At 62.2% G+C, this 22,058-nt stretch carries 21 protein-coding genes and 1 riboswitch; of the genes, 13 read left to right on the top strand and 8 right to left on the bottom strand.

The genetic code is table 11. From position 1 onward, the window contains the following. The first annotated feature begins 9 nt into the window (after nt 1–9). Nucleotides 10–492, top strand: a complete 483-nt coding sequence (locus tag JST30_13260; protein ID MBS1715296.1) for a DinB family protein — start codon at nt 10–12, stop codon at nt 490–492. Between the two features lie 26 nt (nt 493–518). After that, nucleotides 519–1,481, top strand: coding sequence for an aminoglycoside phosphotransferase family protein (locus JST30_13255; protein MBS1715295.1), 963 nt, complete (start codon nt 519–521; stop codon nt 1,479–1,481). A gap of 24 nt (nt 1,482–1,505) precedes the next feature. Here JST30_13255 and JST30_13250 read toward each other — a convergent pair whose 3' ends face one another. Beyond that, nucleotides 1,506–2,273 (bottom strand): helix-turn-helix transcriptional regulator, encoded by a 768-nt coding sequence (locus tag JST30_13250; GenBank protein ID MBS1715294.1) that lies wholly within the window; start codon nt 2,271–2,273, stop codon nt 1,506–1,508. A gap of 81 nt (nt 2,274–2,354) precedes the next feature. On the opposite strand from JST30_13250, the gene JST30_13245 reads away from it, so the two are divergent. Both JST30_13245 and JST30_13240 read left to right on the top strand, forming a co-directional pair. After that, nucleotides 2,355–3,974 (top strand): hypothetical protein, encoded by a 1,620-nt coding sequence (locus JST30_13245; GenBank protein MBS1715293.1) that lies wholly within the window; start codon nt 2,355–2,357, stop codon nt 3,972–3,974. A 278-nt stretch (nt 3,975–4,252) separates the two neighbouring features. Further along, on the top strand, nt 4,253–4,807 hold the full coding sequence (locus JST30_13240; protein MBS1715292.1) for a hypothetical protein: 555 nt from the start codon (nt 4,253–4,255) through the stop codon (nt 4,805–4,807). A 45-nt stretch (nt 4,808–4,852) separates the two neighbouring features. Here JST30_13240 and JST30_13235 read toward each other — a convergent pair whose 3' ends face one another. The 4 genes from JST30_13235 to JST30_13220 all read right to left on the bottom strand — a co-directional run bounded on the left by JST30_13235 (nt 4,853) and on the right by JST30_13220 (nt 9,841). After that, nucleotides 4,853–6,265 (bottom strand): adenosylhomocysteinase, encoded by a 1,413-nt coding sequence (locus tag JST30_13235; GenBank protein MBS1715291.1) that lies wholly within the window; start codon nt 6,263–6,265, stop codon nt 4,853–4,855. 66 nt (nt 6,266–6,331) lie between these two features. Beyond that, a riboswitch (S-adenosyl-L-homocysteine riboswitch) is annotated at nt 6,332–6,403 on the bottom strand. A gap of 47 nt (nt 6,404–6,450) precedes the next feature. Next, nucleotides 6,451–7,959: a M4 family metallopeptidase gene (locus JST30_13230; GenBank protein ID MBS1715290.1), complete on the bottom strand. Its 1,509-nt coding sequence runs from the start codon at nt 7,957–7,959 to the stop codon at nt 6,451–6,453. Nucleotides 7,960–8,115: 156 nt separating this feature from the next. After that, nucleotides 8,116–9,318 (bottom strand): hypothetical protein, encoded by a 1,203-nt coding sequence (locus tag JST30_13225; GenBank protein MBS1715289.1) that lies wholly within the window; start codon nt 9,316–9,318, stop codon nt 8,116–8,118. Beyond that, nucleotides 9,308–9,841: a sigma-70 family RNA polymerase sigma factor gene (locus JST30_13220; GenBank protein ID MBS1715288.1), complete on the bottom strand. Its 534-nt coding sequence runs from the start codon at nt 9,839–9,841 to the stop codon at nt 9,308–9,310. The genes JST30_13225 and JST30_13220 overlap by 11 nt, the downstream gene beginning before the upstream one ends. A gap of 145 nt (nt 9,842–9,986) precedes the next feature. Here JST30_13220 and rnhA point away from each other — a divergent pair, with 145 nt between their 5' ends. Both rnhA and JST30_13210 read left to right on the top strand, forming a co-directional pair. Next, a complete protein-coding gene (gene rnhA, locus JST30_13215; protein ID MBS1715287.1) occupies nt 9,987–10,445 on the top strand; it encodes a ribonuclease HI in 459 nt (152 codons plus the stop codon). 38 nt (nt 10,446–10,483) lie between these two features. Further along, nucleotides 10,484–10,831 carry a nuclear transport factor 2 family protein gene (locus tag JST30_13210; GenBank protein MBS1715286.1) on the top strand — a complete coding sequence of 116 codons (348 nt, stop codon included), beginning with the start codon at nt 10,484–10,486 and terminating at the stop codon, nt 10,829–10,831. On the opposite strand, the gene JST30_13205 is transcribed toward JST30_13210, so the two are convergent. After that, complete coding sequence (locus JST30_13205) at nt 10,812–13,250, bottom strand: glycoside hydrolase family 95 protein (protein MBS1715285.1); 2,439 nt, start codon at nt 13,248–13,250, stop codon at nt 10,812–10,814. The two genes, JST30_13210 and JST30_13205, sit on opposite strands and share 20 nt — an antisense overlap. Before the next feature lie 71 nt (nt 13,251–13,321). Here JST30_13205 and JST30_13200 point away from each other — a divergent pair, with 71 nt between their 5' ends. The 7 genes from JST30_13200 (at nt 13,322) to JST30_13170 (ending at nt 18,013) form a co-directional block, all read left to right on the top strand. Beyond that, nucleotides 13,322–13,936, top strand: coding sequence for an FMN-binding negative transcriptional regulator (locus JST30_13200; protein MBS1715284.1), 615 nt, complete (start codon nt 13,322–13,324; stop codon nt 13,934–13,936). Beyond that, nucleotides 13,924–14,625 (top strand): SRPBCC domain-containing protein, encoded by a 702-nt coding sequence (locus JST30_13195; GenBank protein ID MBS1715283.1) that lies wholly within the window; start codon nt 13,924–13,926, stop codon nt 14,623–14,625. Before JST30_13200 ends, JST30_13195 begins: the two co-directional genes overlap by 13 nt. Nucleotides 14,626–14,634: 9 nt before the next feature. Further along, nucleotides 14,635–14,883, top strand: a complete 249-nt coding sequence (locus JST30_13190) for an Rdx family protein (protein ID MBS1715282.1) — start codon at nt 14,635–14,637, stop codon at nt 14,881–14,883. A 41-nt stretch (nt 14,884–14,924) separates the two neighbouring features. After that, complete coding sequence (gene leuD, locus JST30_13185) at nt 14,925–15,533, top strand: 3-isopropylmalate dehydratase small subunit (protein MBS1715281.1); 609 nt, start codon at nt 14,925–14,927, stop codon at nt 15,531–15,533. 34 nt (nt 15,534–15,567) lie between these two features. Then, the gene (locus JST30_13180) at nt 15,568–16,128 is read left to right on the top strand and encodes a DUF192 domain-containing protein (protein MBS1715280.1); all 561 of its coding nucleotides are present in this window, start codon (nt 15,568–15,570) and stop codon (nt 16,126–16,128) included. 2 nt (nt 16,129–16,130) lie between these two features. Further along, complete coding sequence (locus tag JST30_13175) at nt 16,131–16,784, top strand: DUF192 domain-containing protein (GenBank protein MBS1715279.1); 654 nt, start codon at nt 16,131–16,133, stop codon at nt 16,782–16,784. A 626-nt stretch (nt 16,785–17,410) separates the two neighbouring features. Then, nucleotides 17,411–18,013: a prepilin-type N-terminal cleavage/methylation domain-containing protein gene (locus tag JST30_13170; GenBank protein ID MBS1715278.1), complete on the top strand. Its 603-nt coding sequence runs from the start codon at nt 17,411–17,413 to the stop codon at nt 18,011–18,013. 1,155 nt (nt 18,014–19,168) lie between these two features. Here JST30_13170 and lysS read toward each other — a convergent pair. Then, on the bottom strand, nt 19,169–20,698 hold the full coding sequence (lysS, locus tag JST30_13165) for a lysine--tRNA ligase (protein ID MBS1715277.1): 1,530 nt from the start codon (nt 20,696–20,698) through the stop codon (nt 19,169–19,171). 50 nt (nt 20,699–20,748) lie between these two features. Then, nucleotides 20,749–22,002: a hypothetical protein gene (locus tag JST30_13160; protein ID MBS1715276.1), complete on the bottom strand. Its 1,254-nt coding sequence runs from the start codon at nt 22,000–22,002 to the stop codon at nt 20,749–20,751. Nucleotides 22,003–22,058 lie beyond the last annotated feature (56 nt).

The raw sequence follows: 22,058 nt of genomic DNA, 5'->3' as shown, positions 1-22,058 counted from the left end.
CTTCGGGGCATGAACGGTTTCGACGAGACGTGGGAGCTGGTACGGAAGCGGTTCGACGACGCGGTCGCGGGTTTGGACCAAGAACAGCTCAACTTTCGCATGCACGATGGGGCGTTGACGATCGGTGAAATGGCCGTCCACGTGGCCGGAGTCGAGGTGTCGTTCGTGTCCCAATTGCTCGGCGAGGCGACCGAAGGAGTGCGCGGTCGGGTCAAGGCCGCCGCGACCGACGGCGTCGTCAACGAACGGCCCTTTCCGTTCACGTCCGAAGAGCTCACTCCAGCGTTCGTCTCCGAAGTCCTCGACGACGCTCGGGCGTACGCCGGTCCCGTCATCACACAGCCGAGCGACGACCTCTTGCGGCGCGAGATCGTGAGCGCGCTCGGCCCGGTCATCGACGGACGGGGAGCCCTCGCCCGCTTGGCCTACCACCCCGGTTACCACCAAGGACAAGTGCACCTCGTCAAGACCGCGCCCGGATTTCCGAAGTGACGCCACAGGGCCTTGAGGACGCTCGTGTGAGCACAGATCTCGAAACGCTCGTGACTTCGGTCCTGGCGGACGGATACGGCCTCGCCGTTTCGGACGTCCGACCGGGGCCGGCCGGGCTGGACACGACCGCCGTCAACCTCGAGGTGCAGACCTTCGATGGGGGCCGCTGTTTCCTGAAACAGTCGCCGTCGGTCGCGGCGGGTGCTGCGTTGACGTTCGAACTGGCGAGACAAGGCGTGCCGGGCGTCGTGGCGCCGCTGGCGACCCGTGCGGGTGGGCCGCTCTACCGACGAGGTGGTTCCACGTTCCTTCTCTTTCCATTCCTGAACGGCAAGAACGGCTTTGAAAAGCCGCTCGCGACGGGGCATTGGAAGACCTTGGGCACGCTCTTCCGCTGCGTCCATTCTTGCCAGGTGCCGCCCGACGTCGCTGCTTCGCTCCCGACGGAGACCTGGCGCGTCCCAGGCGTCGACCGCTTTTGGGACGCGTTCGAGAACGGCCGGTCCGGGCCCGCCCAAACCGTGCTCGATGCCCACCGCGCCGACGTCGTCCGGCTCATCGAGCGGACAGAAGCGGTCGGTCGGATGTGCCGACAGCGCGGCTGGGAGCTTGTCCCTTGTCACGGCGACGCCCATGTCGGCAACGTCCTCGTGGACGACAGCGGATCGGTCTGGACCGTCGATTGGGACGGGGCTAGGCTCGCCCCGCGAGAGTGCGACCTCGTGTTCTTCCTCGATGGCGGCATCATGGGGCACGACCCGGAGTGTGGGGCCGCGTTTCTCGAAGGCTACGGGGAAGTCGTCCCGGACGTGCAGGCGTTGACGTATTTCCGTTATTGCCGCGCCCTCGAAGACGTCGTCTCGTTTACGGAAGACGCCTGCCGGTCCCGGTCCGGAAGCCCGGAACAGGAGTCCGCGATCGGGTTCCTCCAGGGGCAGTTCCGGCCCGGTTCGGTCTATGACCTGGCTGTCCGCGACGACCGTTGGTGACGCGCTCGCTCGCAGGGATCCCGCTTATGGCCTGCTTCCGGTCCTGATCCGGACTTCGGTCGGCCCGATCCCGATAGCGTCCCGTAGGAACCCGTAGAAGCCTTGCGAGTTCGGGATCCCGACCCTGGCACCGACCTGTTTCACCGGCAGGCGCGTCTGCGTCAACAGCCGGACGGCCTCCCGGACCCGACGGTCGCGGACGAACTGCGCGACGCTGGACTGGTGCTCGGACCGGAACAGCCGCTGCAAGGTCCGCTCGGAAACGCCGACGGCTTCGGCCAAGTCCTTCACCTGGAAAGGATCAGAAAGGTGTGCCGCGATCCATTCTTCTGCCTCGTAAAGTTCCGTCCGGCTCCGGTAAGCGGCCTCCGGTAGGCTGATGTGCCAAAGCAGGTACCAGACGAACGCCTGCGGATGACGGTCCACGTTGGACAAGGAGCCGTAGGCTCTGGCGAGGCCGTCCGTCAACACGCCGTCGAGCCTACTGCGGAGAGGAACGGCCCGCCGCTCGCCCCCACCTTTGAGGCCGAACTGGATTCTGTAATGCGGGTGGTCTTCACCGATGACGGAATGCCCGGCGCGACACTGCGGCGGGAACACCAGGCAGTCTCCGCTCTCGTAGGCGAACGGGTGGACGTCGATGTGGGCGACTCCGCTGTGCATGTACACGATCATCGTCCAGAAGTCGGGCGGTTGGATCCACTCCTCTTGCTCAGGGGCGAGGAACGTGTCCCAATGGAGGAACAATGGGCTCGGAGGGCTGTACAGGTCGGCAAGTCGTGTCCGTTGCATCGGAGTTCTCTGTCCGGAATCCTTGACTCTTGGCCGGAATCCTTTAATTATGAACGGGTTTGTCTCGTTAGAATGTCGCTCATGAGACGGCAAAGGACTTCGCTCGTCGCCGGACTGTCCGCGTTAGGTTTGCTCGCAGCCATGACCGTCCTCGTATCGCGCCCGGTTTCAGGGCAGGTCCAAGGAAGCCTTCCTGCCTTTGTCCGGATCCAGACGGAGTCGCCGGGAACGGCTCAGACAGGGCACTCCAGCATCTCCGGAACGGGGATCTTTGGAACGTCGGTCGGCATCGGGACGCAGTCGGTCACGGACCCCCTTACAGTGGAAGCCGCAGGCTATGGCATCGTCCACAGAAGCGGCGGGACGGAACTCGGCACCTATGCCGACGGGACGGGAGGCTGGCTCGGGACGCGGAGCCCCCACCCCTTCTTTTTCTTTGCAGCAAACGGTCCGGCCCGGCTGACCGTCGACACGAGCGGATACATCGGGATCGGGACGACGGCTCCGACGTCGACCCTGGACGTCAACGGGACGGCCACGTTGGGCGGCCTCCTCGTGCCGGCAGGAGCTGGCTCTGGCAAGGTCTTGACGTCTGACGATTTCGGCAACGCGACCTGGCAAAACCCCGGCGGGTTCGCCTTGCCTTATGCCGGATCTTCGGCCGTCCCAGGTGCCGGGGTGTTCGAAGTGACCAACGGTGCCGACGGTCCAGGCTGGGCGTTACGCGGGCATTCGTCGTCGACGACGGGCGGACAAGGAATCGGGGTCTACGGTTCGGCCGTTTCCGGCTATGGCCTGTGGGGCGAGACCACGGACCCCGTTGCGGCCTACTCGTCCGGCGTCTGGGGTCAGAGTGCAAGCACCGTAAACGGAAGGGGCGTGACGGGCTATGCCAGTGCGACGAGCGGGACCGCATACGGCGTGCTCGGTCAAAGCGACAGCACGCACGGTGCGGGCATCTTCGGATATGCACCGTTCAGTGCGACGACGGGGACGACCAGCGCGGGCGTGCTCGGTCGGTCGGACGCGCAGTATGGGACCGGGGTCTTAGGCGAGGGGACGAGCTATGGGGTCATGGGCCGTGGCATCGGAAAGTCCACAGGGGTTTACGGATACATCGACGAAGGCGAAACCTGGTTTCCCGGCGCGATCATGGGCCAATTCTCGACGGACGGCAGCGGAAACGCTTTTATGGGGATCGGCCGCGTGGTGGCGACCGGGACGAAGAGCTTTCTGATCGACCATCCTCTCGATCCGGCCAACGCTGTCCTGCTCCACTATTGCACGGAAAGTCCAGAACCGCTGAACTCGTACCGAGGGACCGTCCGCACGGACGCGAGGGGTTTCGCGACGGTCGACCTTCCGAAGTACTTCGACGCGATCAATGCCGATCCGACCGTGCAGTTGACCGTTGTCGACGGTGGCGAGGAATTCGTGCTCGTCAAGCTCGTGCGTAGGCCGCAGAACGGGACGTTCACGATCCGGTCGAGCCGGCCGGCGGTCGAAGTCGACTGGCGTGTGGAAGCGCGACGGAACGACGCGTACGTCCGGAAATTCGGGGCACCGGTGGAAGTCGAAAAGACAGGCTTGGACCGGGGCAGATATCTGATGCCCGGCCTTTATGGGCAGCCACTCGAGAAGTCCTTGGCGCCGGTTCCGGCACCGATCGCGACGAGGCAAAGCGTCCGTCAGGGGCCCTAGGAGAGGACGGCCCCGCCGAGCGATGGGACGCCGTCATGGCGTCCCTCGTGTCTTCGGACACGGTCGTGCGTTCACGAGGTGCCAAGTCTAGGATTCCCTGATATCATGATCGGGGACGTGGAGCAAGGGGTGGTGATCAAGATCCTCGGCCCGGCGGTCGTGGAGGGTCCGGGCGGCCAGGTCGTCCGTGTGACCGGGAAGAAGCTTCCCGCCCTCTTGACGTGCTTGACCGTGGCACCCGGGCATCGGCGTCGCCGTTCCGACTTGTCCTTGGAACTTTGGCCCGAGTGCTCGCTACAGGAATCCCGAAGGAACATGGCATCTGCGGTCGGGCGATCGACATCCCGGGAACGAGCGATCTGCTCTTCTGGGACAACGTCCACGTCAACAACACGTTCACTGCCGGCGCCAAGAACTTTAAGATCGACAATCCGCTCGATCCCTACAACTCCTTCCTCTCCCACTCGTGCGTCGAGAGCGACGAGATGAAGAACATGTACGACGGGACGGTCCGCACAGACGCCAAGGGGGTCGCGACCGTCACCCTACCGGACTGGTTCATGGCGTTGAACGAGAATTTCCGATACCAGCTCACGGTGGTGGACGAAGAAGGGGAGGGATTCGTGATGGCTAAGGTCTCCCGCAAGATCCAGAACGGGCGCTTCCAGATCCGGACGAGCGCCCCAGGTATGGAAGTCTGCTGGATGGTCACAGGCGTCCGGAAAGACGCCTACGCCAAAGCGAACCCGCTTCAAGTCGTATCGGAGAAACCGGCCACTCTTCGCGGCAAACTGATCCACCCGGAACCGGTGGGATCGAAGTCGAGGCCCTGACGGACATAGGGGGCAGGGATCTTGATCGGCCCTGCCCCCGTTTTTTCAATAGCGGTAGTGCTCGGACTTGTACGGCCCCTCGACGGAGACGCCGATGTAGTCGGCTTGTTGCGGCGTAAGGGTCGTGAGCTGTGCGTCCAGCTTAGCGAGCTGTAACCTCGCGACCTTTTCGTCAAGGTGCTTCGGCAGGACGTAGACGCCCGGGGCGTACTCGCCCTTCTTCGTCCAAAGTTCGATCTGAGCCATGACCTGGTTGGCGAAGCTGCTCGACATGACGTACGAGGGATGGCCCGTACCGCAGCCCAGGTTCACGAGACGGCCCTTCGCGAGCAGGATGATCCGCTTGCCGTCCGGGAAGACCACGTGGTCGACCTGAGGCTTGATCTCTTCCCATCCATAGTCGCTGAGCGAAGCGACGTCGATCTCGTTGTCGAAGTGGCCGATGTTGCACAGGATCGCGTTGTTCTTCATCGCTTTCATGTGAGCGTGGGTCACGACGTGGTAGTTGCCCGTGGCGGTGACGAAGATGTCGCCTTTGTCCGCCGCATCGTCCATCGTGACGACCTTATAGCCCTCCATCGCGGCCTGGAGCGCGCAGATCGGATCGACCTCGGTCACCCAGACCTGGGCGCTTAAGGCGCGGAGGGCCTGAGCCGAGCCCTTGCCGACGTCGCCGTATCCGCACACCACGGCGATCTTTCCGGCGACCATCACGTCGGTAGCGCGCTTGATGCCGTCGACCAAGCTCTCGCGGCAGCCGTAAAGGTTGTCGAACTTGGACTTGGTGACGCTGTCGTTGACGTTGAAACAGGCGAAGGGAAGCTCGCCCTTCTTCTGCAGTTCGTAGAGCCGGTGTACGCCCGTGGTGGTCTCCTCGCTGACGCCCTTGACGTTGGCCTTGATCCGGCTGTAAAAACCGGGGTCGGCCGCGAGCTTCCGCTGGATCGAAGCGAACAGCGCCGTCTCCTCTTCGCTCGCCGGGCTGGCGATCACCGACGGGTCAGCCTCGGCTTTCGAGCCGAGCAAGACGAGGAGCGTCGCGTCGCCTCCGTCGTCAAGGATCATGTTCGGCGTCCCTCCGTCGGACCATTCCATGATCCTGTGGGTGTAGTCCCAATATTCGTCCAACGTCTCGCCCTTAACGGCGAAGACGGGCGTCCCGTTGGCGGCGATCGCGGCCGCAGCGTGGTCCTGCGTGCTGAAGATGTTGCACGAGGCCCAACGGACGTCTGCTCCGAGCGTTTTGAGCGTTTCGATCAGCACCGCGGTCTGGATCGTCATATGGAGCGACCCGGCGATCCTGGCTCCTTTGAGGGGCTGGCTTGCGGCGAACTCGTCGCGGATCGCCATGAGGCCGGGCATCTCCGTCTCGGCGATGCGCATTTCCTTGCAGCCCCAATCGGCCAAGCCGAGGTCGGCGACGATGAAGTCCTGGATTTTTGTTTCGGTTGCGGACATGGTCGTTTCAAGTTCCGGTCGTCGGGCGCGGTTCACCAAAAAGACAAGAGCGCTCGCCCCGAAGGATCGGGACGAGCGCCGTTGAACTTTCAGACTGAGCCTGGTCCCGTTTCCGGGATTGCAACGCTCCTCAGTCTTAACTTAGATTCTGGCACAAGGCCGACCGACTCTTAGGGCGCCGCCGGTCAAAGATACGGCACTCCGAGATACTCGTCCCAGACCTTCTTGACCCATTTCGCCTCGGTGCTGCCTCGACCGTAAAGGTCGATCGCGGCTTGAGTCGTCTCTCGTCGCATGTCCGGAAAGCGACCGCTCAAGGTCAGGCCATATCGGACGGCCCGGAACCAAATGAGCTCGGCTTTGCGGGTACCGATCCCTCCCGTGACCGTTTGACCCGGCTCGTTAGGGACCGCGCCGCCGTGGGCGACCATGGCGAAGGCTTTGTTGCCGATGCCGGCTCCGTCGTGCGGCTCGGTCGAAAGCGTCCACTCGCTGTAATGGTCGATGCCGCCGAGCGACTCGGGATCGTCAAAGCTCCGCAGGGCGCCACCGAGGTAGTAAGGTGTGACGACCTTCTCCCCGACGAGCCAGACGGCCGGACTGTCACCGAAGACGGACAACTCCGTCATCGCTCCGAAGACGTCCGCGATCGACTCCTCCAGGGCTTGTGTCTGGTCGAGCGACCCCAAGTTCGATGTGGCGTGGATGACTCCGTGGGTCAATTCATGCGCGACGACATCGAGGCAGGTGAACGGTCCGTACGTCGGCATGTCGCCGTCGCCGAAAGTCGCCAGGTTCAGCTGTGGATCCCAAAAGGCGTTGACGGCCACGACGTCGTGTGCCCTCAACGTGTTGACCTTCGTGCCATTGATGGCGAAGTAGGCGCCCGGGCCCCCGCTCCCGTCCACGATGAAGTAACCATGGGCGCTGAGGAAGTAGAGGACGGTGCGGAAAGCATTGAGATAGAGGTCGACGCCGGACCGCTGGTTCTGGGTCGTGAACGACCCTGTCGGCGAGAAGAAGCGCGCCCCGCCGAACTCCTGGTAAAGGCCGTCGAAGACGCCGAACTTGTAGACGGTGTTCTCAAGGTAGGTGGTGCCGTTGTAGACCAGAGCTTGAGGAAGGGTGACCGTCCCTTCGTAGAACGAGGCTCCGGAAGCGTGCTTGATGGCGTCACCATGGGCGAAGACCCTCCCGGTCTCGGCGTCCACGAAGACGACCGGCGCCGTCCGCGTCCCATTGGCGACGACACCCTTGAACTCGACGACCTGGGCGACGCGATCGTGGCCCAGGTGCCGCACGATCATGCGCCGACTAGAGAAAACGTCTACGGGCACGAATCCGGACTCGAGCACGACGTCGGCCCTTGCGAGGGCTTCGAGCCGGAAGGTCGACATCTGGGGCCGCTTGAGGGCGAGTTTCGGCCGGATCGAACCATCGGTGACATAGTGCAGGCTGCCGTCCGACTTCAAGTGCACGATCGCCTCACCGCCGTAGACGGGTAGTCCGCGATAGGACTGCTCGGCTCGGACGTGCGTGTATCCGAGGTCGTCCCGATCGATCCTCGTGACGTTATAAGAGCCTGGGCCGAAGACCTTGTCCAAGTGGACTTGGCCAGGGACTTTGTCGGCGTAAGCGGTTCCGGCTGCAAGGAGGCTCATGGCTGCGAGCGCAGCCGGTCTCGTGTGGTCCATCGATGGCCATGGTCTCATGCGGGAGGGAGTCGTCCACACTGACTTTGGACAGGGACGCCGAAGGTACGACGCTGCCCGAACACGCGACCGTTGAGGTCGGACACAAGAGCTCGCCGCCGTCGGGAACAGCGGCGAGCGGCGCTTGGGCCGATCCGACTACCGGGCCGGCAGGGTCGGGCTTTCCGTCGTGGAATCGGCCGTTTCGAAGAACGGGACGTTCAGAGGAGTGAACAAGGCGATGACGCTAAAGGTTTTGACCGGTTCGATGTCGACCGGAATGACGCGGGAGTGTCCTCCGACCGGGTCGGTCCAGACCTGGAGATCGATCTTGATCCGGTCCGGAAGACGTCCGGAGACCTTGCGCACGTGGGCCACGGTCGGCTTCCCGAACGCCATCGTAGGCGAGTTCCACGTCCCACCGGAAGACGCCCTGTTCCAAGGAATGTTCGGCTCCGAAGGAAGGACCGGCTTGCCTGCGTCGCCGCACGTCATGACGAGCAAGTAGCCGTCCCGGTCCGACCACGCTCCGACGACCTTGACTTCACCTGGACGGAGCTCCGTCGACTTCATTTTCGCGGAGAAGTCTTCGCGTTGAGCGGTCAGGTCGTAGCACGGTCGGTCGCTCGGCACGGTCGCGTCCAGCATCTCGGCCGGGACCTTGTCGTAGATCCATTCGGAATGGAACCCGACCGAATTCCCGGAGAGTCCGACCATTCGGACGGGCCGTTTCGTGCCGGGCTCGGTGAAGATCGCGATCGTGCCGTGCCGGCCTCCCGTCGCGACCTGGTCCCAAGTCATCGTGTACTTGTCCAATCTTGCTCCTCGGTCGATGACCGAACGTTCGACTCGGACGTCCTTGACCAGACCCGCCGTGAGCATGTCTTCGACGATTTGCTCCGGCGCGGCCTCCATGCTCGGGCCCTTTTTGTCGATCAAGGTGCAGTCGTCGAACACGTTGAACCGTCGGTTTCCGACGGTGAAGAACGCCGTCTCAGAGCGGGCGTCCATGCCGGGTGCGCTCCGGTTCAGGACTTTCTTGTGCACACGGCCGTCCGAGGCGATCCGTTGACTCACGACCTCCCGGCCCGAAGGGTCGAGCACGTAGACCGTCGCCATCCAGACTTTGGCCTGTCTGAGCGCTTGAAGGACGCTCTTCAGTTCGTTCGCGGCCGAGGTCCTGGGAACGGCCAGGAACAGGGCGCCCGCCGCGACGACCGCGATCGGTACGCCGACCACCGTCCAGTTCCTACGGGGTGCCGGGCTCCTCAGCTTCTTGAGCGCTTTCAGGGCCGATTCCGGTTCCGGTCGTTCGTCCCGAAGGGCGGCGAACCCTCTGTCGATATCGTGTTCATGGTTCATAGCAGTACGATTCCTGAATGTCCTTTTCGGCCGACTGCAGACGCTTGCGGGCGTGGTGCAGGCGGGATTTGACGGTTCCGACCGGGGCGCCGGTCACGAGTGCGATCTCTTCCACCGAGAGTCCTTGGACGTGAAAGAGAAGGAGGGCTTCGCGGAGCGGGGTGGGCAGACCGTGGAGCAGGGCGAGCAACGACTCCGCCTCGTCGACCTGGCCATAGGCCGGTTCAGGTACGCCCTTCAAGGCGTCGAGGGGGAGCCATAGCCGCCGCTTCCGGCGCCAGCCGGTGAACTCGCGCAAGGCGATGCGGTGGAGCCACGACTTGAGAGACGACTCGCCGCGGAACGAGCCGATGTTGCGGACGGCCTTCAGGAGCGCTTGTTGCGTCAGGTCTTCCGCCGTTTCCCGGTGACGGGAGAGGTGGCGCAAGAACCTGTAAAGGGCGTCATAGTGCCCTTCGACAAGGGCTTCGAAGGCATGGGGTTCCCCTCTTTGGAGGGATCGGGCCAGTTCGCGGTCGTCCATGTCGTGCCGTCAAAGGAGTTAGAGGCGGGAGACCAGGTCCAGGTTGACCGATTGTACAAAAAGTGTCGCGGCAGGGTCGGAACTGGGCCCGCTGGTATCCTCGGACCCTGTGACGGAAGGATCCTCGGCGCCGAAAGAAGTCGTCATGTACACCGACGGCGCCTGCAAAGGGAACCCCGGGCCTGGCGGCTACTGTTGCGTCCTCGTCTACGGGGACAAGCGCAAGGAGGTCGTCGGCGGGTTTCGTCGGACGACGAACAACCGCATGGAGATGATGGCCGCGATCTCCGGACTTGAAGCCTTACGGTATCCCTGTAAGGTCACGCTCTGGACCGACTCGAAGTACCTGGCGGACAGCGTCTCCCTAGGCTGGGCCAAGCGCTGGCGGTCGAAAGGGTGGCGCACCAAGACCGGCGAACGGGCCGCCAACGTCGATCTCTGGATCCGACTTCTGGCCTTGTGCGAAACCCACGACGTCGCGTTCCGCTGGCTCAAGGGGCATGCGGGCCACGAAGAGAACGAGTTGTGCGACGAGCGCTCTGTCGAACAGTCCCAGCGGACAGACCTGCCTGAAGACGAAGGCTATCTCGCCGTGAACGGCTGACCTGGAACCTTCGCACCGCGACGCCGTACAATCGGGCGATGTCGCTACAACAGATCGGTGAAGACATCGCGTCCCTGTGCCGCGAGCAACGGTTCACGGTCGCGATCGACCGGCACTATGCCGCTGACGTCGTGAGCACGGAGGCGCAAGGCGACCCGAGAGGGGTCAAGGGGTTGGACGCCGTCAAGGCCAAGGGCGATTGGTTCGACGAGACGTTCGAGACCTTGTCCGTCGCGGTGGAAGGCCCCTGGGTGAACGAACCGTTCTTCATCCTGAAGTTCACGGTCCAGGTCCGCGAACGGAAGACCGGCGCGGAACAGACGATGGACGAACTCGCGCTCTATGAAGTCCGAGACGGCAAAGTCGTCAGTGACCGGTTCTTTTGATCGTCAAGGGCACGATCTCGACGGTACGGCCCTTCGGCAGCCCGAAGGAGGTCAGGACGGCAGAAAGCGTGACCGGTGACGATTCACCGGACAGTCCTTGGACTTTGACCGGGCCTGGGGTCCGCAAGAGGACAGGGCCGTCTCCCGTCACACGTTTCAACGTCGCCCGGACGAGACGTCCCGAAGCCCATTCGATCCCGACCTCGACCCCGCCCCGGGCCCGCAGCCCACGGACTTGACCGTCCGGCCACGACGTCGGCAGGGCCGGCAGGAGGCTGACCACGTAGGGGCCGTCGGCGGTCTCCCGGTGACTTTGAAGGAGCATCTCGGCGATACCGGCCGTCCCGCCGAAGTTGCCGTCGATCTGGAACGGCGGGTGGGCGCAGAAGAGGTTGGGATATGTTCCGCCGCCGTGCGCATAGTCAAAGCCCTTGTCCGATACCGGCCGCCAAAGGCTCCTCAAGAGCTTGACGCACCGGTCTCCGTCGCCGAGCCTTGCCCAAAAGTTGACCTTCCACGCCATGCTCCAACCCGTGGACTCGTCCCCGCGCCGTTCCAACGTTTTCCTGGCCGCTTCGGCCAGTTCCGGTGTCCCGAACCGGGTCACGTCGGCGGCTGGATGCAGCCCGTAAAGGTGCGACGTATGGCGATGGGTCGGTTCCGGCTCGTCATAGGGTTCGAGCCACTCCTGTAGGCGACCGTCCGGCCCGATCGTGTTCGGGGCAAGACCGGCCAGCGTTCTGTCCCAGCCGACCGGATCCTCGTCGTCCACGTCCAAGAGGCGACCGGCGTTCCGGGTGTTCGTCAGGAGTTCGCGAACGATCTGGCTGTCGATCGTCGGGCCGAGGCAGGTGTGGGCCGTCCTTCCGTCGGGCAACCGGAACGCGTTCTCCGGCGAGTTCGAAGGGCCTGTCACGAGGTGTCCGGATTTCGGATCGCGGAGCAGGGTCGCAGCGAAGAACTCGGCCGAACTTTTGAGGGTCGGATAGATTCGCTTGAGATAGCCCTTGTCCTGTTGGAACGCGTAGTGGTCCCACAGGTGGGCGCAAAGCCAGCCTGCGCCCGAATAGGTGCTCCCCCAACTGGCGTGCTCGCCTGGCGACGTGTAGCCCCACGGATTGGTGATCACGTGCGCCACCCATCCGGGGGCCCCGTAGTAGGCTTTGGCCGTTCTTCGTCCCGGCTCGACGAGCGACTCGATCAGGTTCGTCAGCGGTTCTTGGCACTCGCCCAAGTTCGTGACATCGACGGGCCAATAGTTCATCTGCACGTTGATGTCGATGTGATAGTCCCCGTTCCAGGGCGTCTGCAGTTCCTCCGCCCAGAGGCCTTGGAGGTTCGCGGGCAGTCCGCCTTTTCGGCTCGAACTGATCAAAAGGTAGCGGCCGAACTGAAAGTAAAGAGCCGCGAAAGCAGGATCGTTCCCGCCGAGAGCGATCGCCCGCATCCGTGCTTCGGTCGTCAAGTCTGGAGCCGCGCCGAGGTCGAGCGACACGCGCTCGAAGAGCCTACGGTAGTCCTTGACGTGCTCGGCAAGCAGCGCGGACCACGGTTTTTGCGCCGCCTCCGACAGCTGACGCGCGGTCGTCTCGCGGAAGCGGCTTCCCATGTGCCGTCCTTTGACGGGCCCGCTGTAGTCCGTTCCGGCGGTGACGATGATCAACGCCTCGGTGCCCCCCTTGAGGGTCACGCGGTTGTACGCCGTCGAAACCTGTCCCCTTCCGATCGGGACGACCTTCATCCGGGCGATATAGCGCATTCCAGGCCGGTCGGCGTCCCGGAGCCGGCCTTCTAAGACCGTCCCGTCGTCACCTTCCCGCCTCGTCGACGAGTTCTCAGGTCGGGTGAGGGAAGCCTCGAACGAAAGGGCGCCCTCCCGGTCTGCCGACACATGGTACAGGAGCGCTTGTGACGGTGCGCTCGCGATCAGTTCGCGACGGTAGCGCACGCCGCCGCATTCGAACTCTGTTTTGGCCGTGGCCCGTTCCAAGTCCAGGACGCGACGGTAGCCGGTCGCTTCTTTGAGCCCAGGGAACGTGACCCGGAGGTCCCCCAGCGTCTGGTAGCAACCATACGGCCCGTCCTTTCCTGCGCCTTGGCTGCTCCCAGGTCCGTCACACGTGAAATACTTGTTCACCAAAGCTTCGGCCTCGGCGTTCTTTCCTTCCTTCAGCAATCCCAGGATCTCGTCCCGATGTTCGTGTGCGTCCTTCCGGTCCTGATCATGGACCCCGCCGGACCACAACGTGTTCTCGTTCAGGACGATCCTGTCGATCTCAGGGCCTCCGAACATCATCCCGCCGAGCCGCCCGTTCCCGACCGGGCACGATTCGGTGAAGTGGGAGGCGGCCCGGTCGAAAACGAGCTCGAGCGGGGCGGGTGGGAAGACGGCGGCGGCCAAGAACAAGGAGGCGAACATCGGTCCGTTTCCATGATGGCACCCTGGACGAAAGGCCGGAAAACGTGCAGAATCGGAGCTGGAACCGCCCCATGCCCCTCTACGTCCCGCCCCACTTCCGAAGTGCCGACCCTGCGCTCGCCGAGCGACTGATGCGAGAGTACGAGTTCGCGACCCTCGTGTGTGGAGACGGTCCGTGGATCACGCACCTGCCGCTCGTCCTCGATGCCGACGGCCGTCGCCTGCGCGGCCACGTCGCCAAGGCGAACGGGCAGGCCTCTTTTTTGGACGGCGGCCGGGCGACGGCGGTCTTCAACGGACCCCATGCGTACGTGTCCCCGACGTGGTACGAAGAGAGTCCGGCCGTCCCGACATGGAACTACGCCGTCGTCCATGCCACGGGGCCGACCCGGCTGTTGGACACCGATGAATCGTTCGCGCACCTTGACGAGGTCTTGCGACGGTATGAGGGCGTCGGGGCCGAAACGTATCCCGACGGCTGGTTGAGGGATAAACTCGGCGGAATCTTCGCCTTCGAACTGGAGATCGAAGAGTGTGCGGCCAAGTTCAAGATGAGCCAGAACAAGTCGACGACCGACCATCAGAGAGTCGTCCGGATGCTGAAGGAGCGGTCGACGACCGACGATCTCGCCGTCGCCGCTTGGATGGAGGAACGAGGGAAGGAGGACGGAACATGGCGAACGTGAAGAAGGCCGGAGACGGCTGCGGCCCGGAGGCCGTGATGGCGGCGACGGGACGGTCGATCGATCACTGGCGCTCCGTGTTGGCCACGTTCGACGTCGCCAAAAACGGCCACAAGGCGGCCGCATCGCACTTGGAAACCGAGCACGGAGTCGACCCTTGGTGGTCGCAGCAACTCACCGTTCAATACGAACAGGAGACCGGGCTCCGGCTGCCCGGACAACGCAGCGACGGGTCGTTCGCGGTGAACGTCAGCCGGACCATGGCCGTCGGCCCCGAGGCCGCTTTCGAAGCGTGGACGTCGTCCGACGCTTGGAACGCGTGGTTCACGACCGAGGCCCAGATCGACTTCAGGGAAGGCGGGTCGTATGCGAACGCCGATAAGGACCGAGGCGTCTATCGTCGGATCCGGCCCGTCGGACCGCCGAACGGACAAGGCGAGGTCGCCCGGATCGATTTCACGTGGGAAAACCCGGAGCACTGTCCGGGCTCGAGCGTCAGTGTCCAGTTCCTCGTCAAGGGAGAAGGGAAGACCCAAGTGGCCGTCACTCACCACAAGCTTCCGGACTCGCGGGGATGCGAGGACATGAAGGAAGGTTGGACGTGGGCCCTGACGTCCCTCAAGTCGTGGCTCGAGTCCGGGAAACCCGTCCGGTTCGAGGACTGGAAGGCCGAAACGTCCGAAGGCGTCTAAACTGGAGCCGTGAAAGTCGTCATCGAGTTCTGCGTCCCTTGAAACTACACGTCGAGGGCCGTCGGTCTGGCGGCTGAGCTGATCGAAGCGTTCAAAGTCCCGGTCGGGGCGCAGTCGGTTTTGGAGTCTGTGACCGTCGTGCCGTCGAAAGGCGGCGTGTTCGAAGTGACCGTGGACGACCGGATCGTCTTCTCTAAGAAGGAGACCGGGCGGCACGCGGAGCCTGGCGAAGTGGTCCGAGCGGTCCGTTCCGCGTGACGGCCCGACGATAAGGCCGTCCGTGGTCAATAATGCACTCCATGTCGGGCTTTACGAGCCATACGGGCCGGATCGCGGTCTACGACGCCGACAACGTCGACACGGACCGCATCATCCCTGCGCGGTTTCTGAGCATGGTCACGAAGAGCGGCTATGGCGAACTCTTGTTCAAGGACGTTCGCGGGCCGGAATTCCCGTTGGACCGTCCGGAAGCCGAAGGAGCATCGATCCTTGTCGTCGGCACGAACTTCGGCTGCGGCTCGAGCCGTGAACACGCGGTCTGGGCGATCCAGCAAGGCGGGTTCAAAGCCGTAGTCGCCAAGAAGACCGCGACGAGCCCGGGCTATAGCGACATCTTCCGAAGCAACGCCGCCAACTGCGGCCTCTGTCTCGTCGAACTTGAGGAGGCCGATCAAGCCCGGTTAGCGGAGCAGGGAAGCGGTGCCGAGGCGACCGTCGACCTCGAAGGGATGACGGTCCGGTGCGGAGCGGGTTCGTTCGGGTTCACCATGAACGAAACGACCCGGCGCCAACTGCTCGCCGGGCTCGATCTGATCGGCACGACGCTCGTCCACGAGGGCCGGTTAAGAGATTTCGAATCACATTGGGACAGTTTCGCCCCGGACAAGGGTTCCGTCGGGGCGTGCTGACCGTCTAAAAAGAGAATTCTGACCGAGGACACCGATGACCAGCCTGATCCTAGCCAGCGCCCTGATGACGAGCGGCCCCGCCCTCTCGACCCTCGACCTTGCCGCCATGCGTCAGGACGAGCAGTCGAAAGTGGGGCAACAAGAGCAGCCTAAGCCCAAGCACCGGTTCGTCGACGAGCGGATCTTCCAGCTCGACAAGCTCGAAGTCACCAAGGTGACCGTCGACAAGCACAAGTTCAATCTTTGGGTCATGGACACGGACGCCAAGAGGTCCGAAGGCATGATGTTCCTGAAGAACACGGACTTCAAAGACGACGAGGGCATGATCTTCGTCTTCCTCGGCGAAGAGACCCGGAGGTTCTGGATGCACAACACGCACGTCGACCTCGACATTTGCTACTGCGACCAGGACGGGAAGATCCTGAACACGTACACGATGAAAGCGTTCGACGAGACGACCGACTACTCGAGCCGGGGCGGATCGAAGTACGTGATCGAACTGCGGGCCGGCATCCTTAGGAAACTTGGTATCAAGTCCGGTATGAAATTCGTCATCGACGAGTCGGTCGTGAGCAAGGACGACGGAGTCCGTTGACCATGAAAGTCATCGGTGTCGCCGCTCTTGTGCTCGGTTCCTGTGCGGTCGGTTGCTGGCCCGAATCCGGTCTGAAAGAGCGTCCGATCGCTCAGGACGGCGGCACCGGAGGCAAGTCCGAGGGTACGACCGGTTCGGCTCAGGCCGGTGATACGGGCGGCCGTCCGGGTTCCGGGGGTTCCGGTCAGTCCGGGAAACCCGAACCGGTCAGCAGCAAGTCAGGCGAGCACCGTGTGCTCTCCTCAAGGATCTTTCAACTCGACAATCTTGAGCAGGCCGAGGTTTCGGTCGATGGCCACAAGTTCCGCCTTTGGGTCATGGACACGGACGCAAAGCGTTCCGAGGGCATGATGTTCTTAGAGAACAAGGACTTTAAGGACGACGAAGGCATGGTCTTCGCCTTCGGCCAAGAGGCACAGCGCCGGTTTTGGATGAGGAACACGCTTGTCGACCTCGACGTCTGCTATTGCGACAAATCGGGCAAGGTCTTGAACACTTATACGATGAAAGCGCACGACGAGACCACGGATTATTCCAGTGCGGGGCCTTCGCAATTCGTGATCGAGCTCAGGGCAGGGACGGTCAAGAAACGAGGGATCAAGGACGGTTCAGGGTTCCAGATCCCAAAGTCCGTCGTCAGCAAAGACGGTGGTTAGGACTGGATAGAACCCAGGCGGACTGAAGTCCGGGGCCGGCCCCAGTGGCCTCGTATTTTTACTTGATGTGCTTGGGGGGGGGGTGATTTTGCGATACAGTAGTCTTGGTGGTCACCGATTAGCTGTGAAACGACGATTCCAAGTCTCGTTCCTCGAAGCATCGGCGCTCTTCATGCTTGGAGCCTTGTCCTTGACTGTTTCGATGAGGGGCCAGGGCTGGCTCAGTCGGCCCTCCAGCAAGTCCCTCGAGTTCCTGACGGAGAACGACCCGCAACTGGGGGACGTAGTCTTCCGGAACTCTGTCGACTTGAACGGAAAGCCTATCCCGCAAGATAGAGATCTTCTCCTCATCCTTCTTGGGGAATGCAACAGCTGCTCATTGAGGGCATTCGATCTTCACCGCCTCCAAACGACCAGCTATGCGGTGGTACTCGTTGGCCAGGCTCCTCCCGCGGAGCTAAAGAAGAGCTTTGGCTCTGAACCGAGTATATGGTGCGTGTCTGACCCCGAAGGCCGACTTGCTACACAGTTGAACATGTGCTTTCGACCAAGGTCATACGTCGTGAGAGCCGGAAGGCTAATTTGGGCTGCATCCGATCCTGATGAGTATCCTCCAGGTGTAAGCTATGAATAAAACCACTTCAGTCCTGAAAATTTGCAGAGACAGTGGTGTCACGGTCGTCGAAGTGCTTGTCGTCGTCTCGATACTGATGATTTTAGTGGCTCTGACGTATCCGGCCCTTGTAACGATTCGCGATCGGGGGCAACAAGCTCGCTGCGTGTCAAATTTCCGACAAATTTACACAGCGCTCACTTTGTACCGGCAAGAATGGAACGGTAGTGACGCACCCGCACCGAGTTCAGAGATGGGGTTTCCTGGACTTGCCTATACTGCGATCCTTGGGAAGCAAGCGGAGAGAAACGGCATCGTTGACTGGTGGAATTGTCATGGGAAGGGCCCTTGGAGTTCTATGCACGCAACGTATTGGCAGATGTGGGCACCGATCCACAACGAGAGAGGCGCTGGCACAGAATACGATGCATTCTGGATTGCTCATGTTCAAAAGATGGGAGACGCGTCAATAGTCTTCCTCGACCCTAACCATCAGCTCAGTTATCCGGCAAACGGTTTCAGCATGCAACGAGCCATTGGGATGCACCTGGGAGGATCAATCGCTTTCCGAGTCAAACGAGGAATGTTCTATCAGTATAAGTTTTGGGAGGATTGAGTAGTAATAGTGTGGAGCGACGTAAAAGGACAAATGTCATGTGTAAATGTAGAACCATTCTTAGCGTTGCATTAATTGTAGGCGGGGCTTACATTGGGTACGCTGGCTGTAATTGGAGCGCCTTTGGCGATAATTGCAACAATCTTCAGTGCTCGGGAAGCTGCTCTAGGACGAGCACCGTCGGCACGACGTCGTCGTGCCAGAAGCAAGGTGATTTCTGCTGTCAATGCACGGAGGTCTTGTACCACTGCACAAGTGCCCAAGCACCCTGTAACCCGTACACGAGCTATGATGCTACAAGGTCAGAAAGCGCTGGTGACTGCACGGGGTCTCCTCCACAGGTCCAGTGTAGTGTTTAAAGGAGTGCGTTGGCTTCGACGGCACAGGCCGGTCATCGTGACGACCATAACGTTGGCTCTCGTCGCGGTAGGGGTCTTCTTAAGTCTCTGGAGTCCGGTCGATGCGGAAGCCAGGGCTTCTATGTGGGCGCTCGTCCACAACGACCCGGAGACGCTATACGATAGTGCGACACCTGAGGAAATAGTTACGAGCGAATTGTCGCGAGAAAGGTTCTGCGAGATTTATAAGGCCGTCGTATGGCCAAGAATGCGATTGGCCATACCCGAGGGCCCGATCGTCGTGTCGCGTTCTGGGCCCGACATGACGAAGGCTATCCCACTTCAAGCAATGAGGACGTCCAATGGACGGACGGTACAGATCATGCTTGACAATTGGCACACGTCGGATGGAGGTAAGTACGCAGTACTGCTCAATGTGCTAAGAGCGGCATGGCTTTTGGACCGGTCGGCAGCTATGCCTCCAGAAGTGTATGTGCAGGGTACTTGGAAGACAATGGCGTATGGCTTAGTTCGAGATAGAAAGAAATTGGAGGAGTTAGGTCTGAAAGGGTTGTATTATGGTCCGGAGGACGGATTCTTGACGTTTGATCAGATGGAGGATCGGTACAAGCAGAGGCTGGGGTCGTCCTACGGCAGCGGACTTTAAGGGGCTGGAACCGTATCCGTAATACAGGGTCGAGTTGAGAAAGTGGATAGCCCTGGCCTTTGCGGCGCAGGTTCGTTTCGGCTTAGACTTCGGTGAACTGCGGTTAACTCACTTCTCCACTGTGTGAATCTCTTAGCTGTGACGGAACGGTCAGTGTTCCGGCTTCATCATCGGGAACAGCAGGATTTCCCGCAAGTGCTCGGCCCCGGTCAACAGCATCGCGAGCCGGTCGATTCCGATCCCGCAGCCGCCTGTCGGAGGCATCCCGCCCTCAAGGGCGTAAAGATAGTCCTCGTCCATCGGGTGCGCTTCGGCGTCGCCTTTAGCGCGCTCCGCGATCTGGTGCTCGAACCGCTCGCGCTGGTCGAGAGGGTCATTGATCTCGCTGAACGCGTTGCAGATCTCACGTCCGAGCACGTAGCCTTCGAACCTTCGTGTAAAGCCGGGCCGGTTCGGGTCCTTCTTGGCCAGCGGCGACGTTTCGATCGGATAACCGACGACGAAGGTCGGTTCCTGGAGCGTCGGCTCGACGAAGACTTCCAAGAGTTTCTCGATCAAGCCGCCCAAGTGAGCTTCCTCGGTCGCGTGGATGCGCTTACCCGTCGAAGGGTTGACGACTTCACGGTCTCCGAGCGCCTTCTTGGCCTTGTCGAGCGAAGACAGGTCTTCGGCGGTCAAGCCCGTGTGCTTTTCGATCTCGGTCAGAAGGTCGATACGGTGCCAGGGCTTGGAGAAGTCGGCGGCAGGCGTCGGTGTGTCGGGCCTTGACGCCAAGTCGGCTACGACGTATCGGAACAGCTCCTCGACCGTGGTCATGACGTCCTCCAAGTTCGCGAACGCCTCGTACCATTCCAGTAGCGTGAACTCGGGGTTGTGGCGGTTGGACACGCCCTCGTTCCGGAAAACGCGTCCGATCTCGTACACCTTGGGCACGTCGCCGCAGATGATCCGCTTCAGATAAAGTTCGAGCGAGATCCGAAGCTTGACGTCCATGTCGTAAGCGTTGTAGAACGTGTTGAACGTCCGGGCGGCCGCGCCGCCCGCCTCGATCTGGAGCATCGGTGTCTCGATTTCTAGGAAGCCCTTCGAGTCGAAATAGCGCCGCACGGCCGCGACGATCCGCGACCGCGCCAAGAGCGACCGTCGGGCGTCCGGGTTGCAGACGAGGTCGAGATGGCGGTGACGGTAGCGCAGGTCGACGTCCTCGAGCCCGTACCACGTCTCTTCGCCGACTTTGTTCCCACCTTCGTCCGTGATCTCCCGCACCTTGCCGAGCGGCAGGGTCTGAAGCGACTTGGAGAGCGGTGTCAAACGCTCGACATGGATCGATTTCTCACCCGTCCTGGTCGTAAAGAGGAACCCTTCGACGCCGACATGGTCGCCGATGTCGAGGAGGTTGAACACCTCCCAGCCGTCCTCTCCGAGATCGTCCTTCTTGAAGTAGCCCTGGATGCGGTCCTCGCCGTCGCTGACGTGGGCGAACGCCGCCTTGCCCATCAAGCGCAGGGACACGAGTCGTCCCGCGAACCGGACCTTCTCGTCCTCGACGAAACCGTCCAACAGCTGTTTCGCCCCTTTCTCGAACGGGAAGCGTTCGACGGCATAAGGGTCGGCGCCCAGCTCGCGGAGCCGGGCCAGCTTCTGAAGGCGGATGTCGCGCAACGAGAGTTCTTCGGACATATCGGAGGCTGGATTATGGCGCGACCCCCGAAAGTCCGATCTGCCTGAACCTACATCCTTGTCGGTCGGACTCTCAAGAACACGCCGAACGAAACGGGGGACCTGCCGTAAGCCGGTTCGAGGGTCGAAGGGAACGAGTAGAAGCCGGCATAGGCGCCGACCCCCCACTCGAATCCGTCACGGACCGCCACGTTCTTCGTCGCACCGAATACGAACTTGTTGATCCGGTACGTCCCCGCAGGAACCCCGGTCAGTTCGTCCTTCTCCACGTTTTCCCAACGGCCGAACACGCTCCATTGCGGATTGGCATAGGTCGCTTCCAGGTTCCAGGCGTCCGTGTCTTCACCCTCCTTGCTGTTCCGTCCGAACATGAGGCCCGCCGAAAGGTCTCCGCCTGGCATGGGTCGGTTGTAGGTGACCGACGCCGTGGTGCGATGGACGTCAACGCCCGGTTCCAGTTCTTCGGGCGAATCAAGGAAGCCGTAGCTCGCCGACAGCGACCAGTCCGGCGTGGGGTTGTACGTGAGCCGGGTCGACGCGGAATTGAGCGCGATCGGATCGATGCCGAAGCGGTCTTCGTCCGGCTCGTGCCCGTTGAAGGCGCTCGCTTCGATCTTCCACTTGTCTTTCATGGTCGCGCCCAACGTCACGACGCCGAAGCTGATGTGGGACGAATCGAACCAGTGGTGCGAGATCGGGGCTTCGGGGTTCTCAAAACCGCTCGGACGGTGCATGAACATCGGGCCACCGAGGGCGGGTTCGCCGATCGGGCCGGCGTAGACGAAACCGCGGACGTCGGGCGACAGCTTCTTGGACCAGATTCCGGCTAGTTCGGCCACGAAGTCGTGAGGGTGCTGTCGGTCGGTCAGCGGCTGCCCGCCTTCCGTCTCGCCCGTTTGAAAGAGGTTCGGGACGCCTCTTCGACCGTTGGTCCATGCGTCCAAAGACAGCATCGCGCGCAGGCTTAAGGTGCCGACCGGCCGTTCCCATTTGCCGCTCCACATCGCCATGCTCGAAGCCGCCCACTGGCTTTCGCCACGCGTCCCTCCCGCATCGGTGAACCCGCCGAACGCGACCCCCATCAAGTGCTGGGCGCCGCCGTCCCGGGTCGGCAGCATTTTGGCGTAGTGGGGCGAGGACGACGGGAGCCACGACGTCCCGCTCCCTTCCTGGGACATCGGCGCGTCCGTGAACGCCCCTTCATGGGCGCCGCGCATGTCGTGCCCTGTGTGCTGACCGTGTTGGCCGTGCTGCATCTGGGCAAGGGCGGCCGAAAAGGCGATCGGGATAAAGACGGCGGACATGGGGGATTATGGTCATCGACGTCCAGATTCAAACTGCGGGAAGGACGCAGAGGGAC

The sequence above is a fragment of the Armatimonadota bacterium genome (assembly GCA_018268395.1).
GTDB lineage: Bacteria > Armatimonadota > Fimbriimonadia > Fimbriimonadales > Fimbriimonadaceae > JAEURO01.
This window is presented reverse-complemented; position numbering and strand designations above follow the sequence as displayed.

Excerpts from the sequence above, each read along its gene's own strand:
- JST30_13210 (MBS1715286.1), top strand. The coding sequence starts at position 10,484 with ATGTCGCTACAACAGATCGGTGAAGACATCGCGTCCCTGTGCCGCGAG.
- lysS (MBS1715277.1), bottom strand. The coding sequence starts at position 20,698 with ATGTCCGAAGAACTCTCGTTGCGCGACATCCGCCTTCAGAAGCTGGCC.
- JST30_13260 (MBS1715296.1), top strand. The coding sequence starts at position 10 with ATGAACGGTTTCGACGAGACGTGGGAGCTGGTACGGAAGCGGTTCGAC.
- JST30_13175 (MBS1715279.1), top strand. The coding sequence starts at position 16,131 with ATGAAAGTCATCGGTGTCGCCGCTCTTGTGCTCGGTTCCTGTGCGGTC.
- JST30_13180 (MBS1715280.1), top strand. The coding sequence starts at position 15,568 with ATGACCAGCCTGATCCTAGCCAGCGCCCTGATGACGAGCGGCCCCGCC.
- JST30_13220 (MBS1715288.1), bottom strand. The coding sequence starts at position 9,841 with ATGGACGACCGCGAACTGGCCCGATCCCTCCAAAGAGGGGAACCCCAT.
- JST30_13250 (MBS1715294.1), bottom strand. The coding sequence starts at position 2,273 with ATGCAACGGACACGACTTGCCGACCTGTACAGCCCTCCGAGCCCATTG.
- leuD (MBS1715281.1), top strand. The coding sequence starts at position 14,925 with ATGTCGGGCTTTACGAGCCATACGGGCCGGATCGCGGTCTACGACGCC.
- JST30_13230 (MBS1715290.1), bottom strand. The coding sequence starts at position 7,959 with ATGGACCACACGAGACCGGCTGCGCTCGCAGCCATGAGCCTCCTTGCA.
- JST30_13205 (MBS1715285.1), bottom strand. The coding sequence starts at position 13,250 with ATGTTCGCCTCCTTGTTCTTGGCCGCCGCCGTCTTCCCACCCGCCCCG.
- JST30_13200 (MBS1715284.1), top strand. The coding sequence starts at position 13,322 with ATGCCCCTCTACGTCCCGCCCCACTTCCGAAGTGCCGACCCTGCGCTC.
- rnhA (MBS1715287.1), top strand. The coding sequence starts at position 9,987 with ATGTACACCGACGGCGCCTGCAAAGGGAACCCCGGGCCTGGCGGCTAC.
- JST30_13245 (MBS1715293.1), top strand. The coding sequence starts at position 2,355 with ATGAGACGGCAAAGGACTTCGCTCGTCGCCGGACTGTCCGCGTTAGGT.
- JST30_13235 (MBS1715291.1), bottom strand. The coding sequence starts at position 6,265 with ATGTCCGCAACCGAAACAAAAATCCAGGACTTCATCGTCGCCGACCTC.
- JST30_13160 (MBS1715276.1), bottom strand. The coding sequence starts at position 22,002 with ATGTCCGCCGTCTTTATCCCGATCGCCTTTTCGGCCGCCCTTGCCCAG.
- JST30_13195 (MBS1715283.1), top strand. The coding sequence starts at position 13,924 with ATGGCGAACGTGAAGAAGGCCGGAGACGGCTGCGGCCCGGAGGCCGTG.
- JST30_13225 (MBS1715289.1), bottom strand. The coding sequence starts at position 9,318 with ATGAACCATGAACACGATATCGACAGAGGGTTCGCCGCCCTTCGGGAC.
- JST30_13170 (MBS1715278.1), top strand. The coding sequence starts at position 17,411 with ATGAATAAAACCACTTCAGTCCTGAAAATTTGCAGAGACAGTGGTGTC.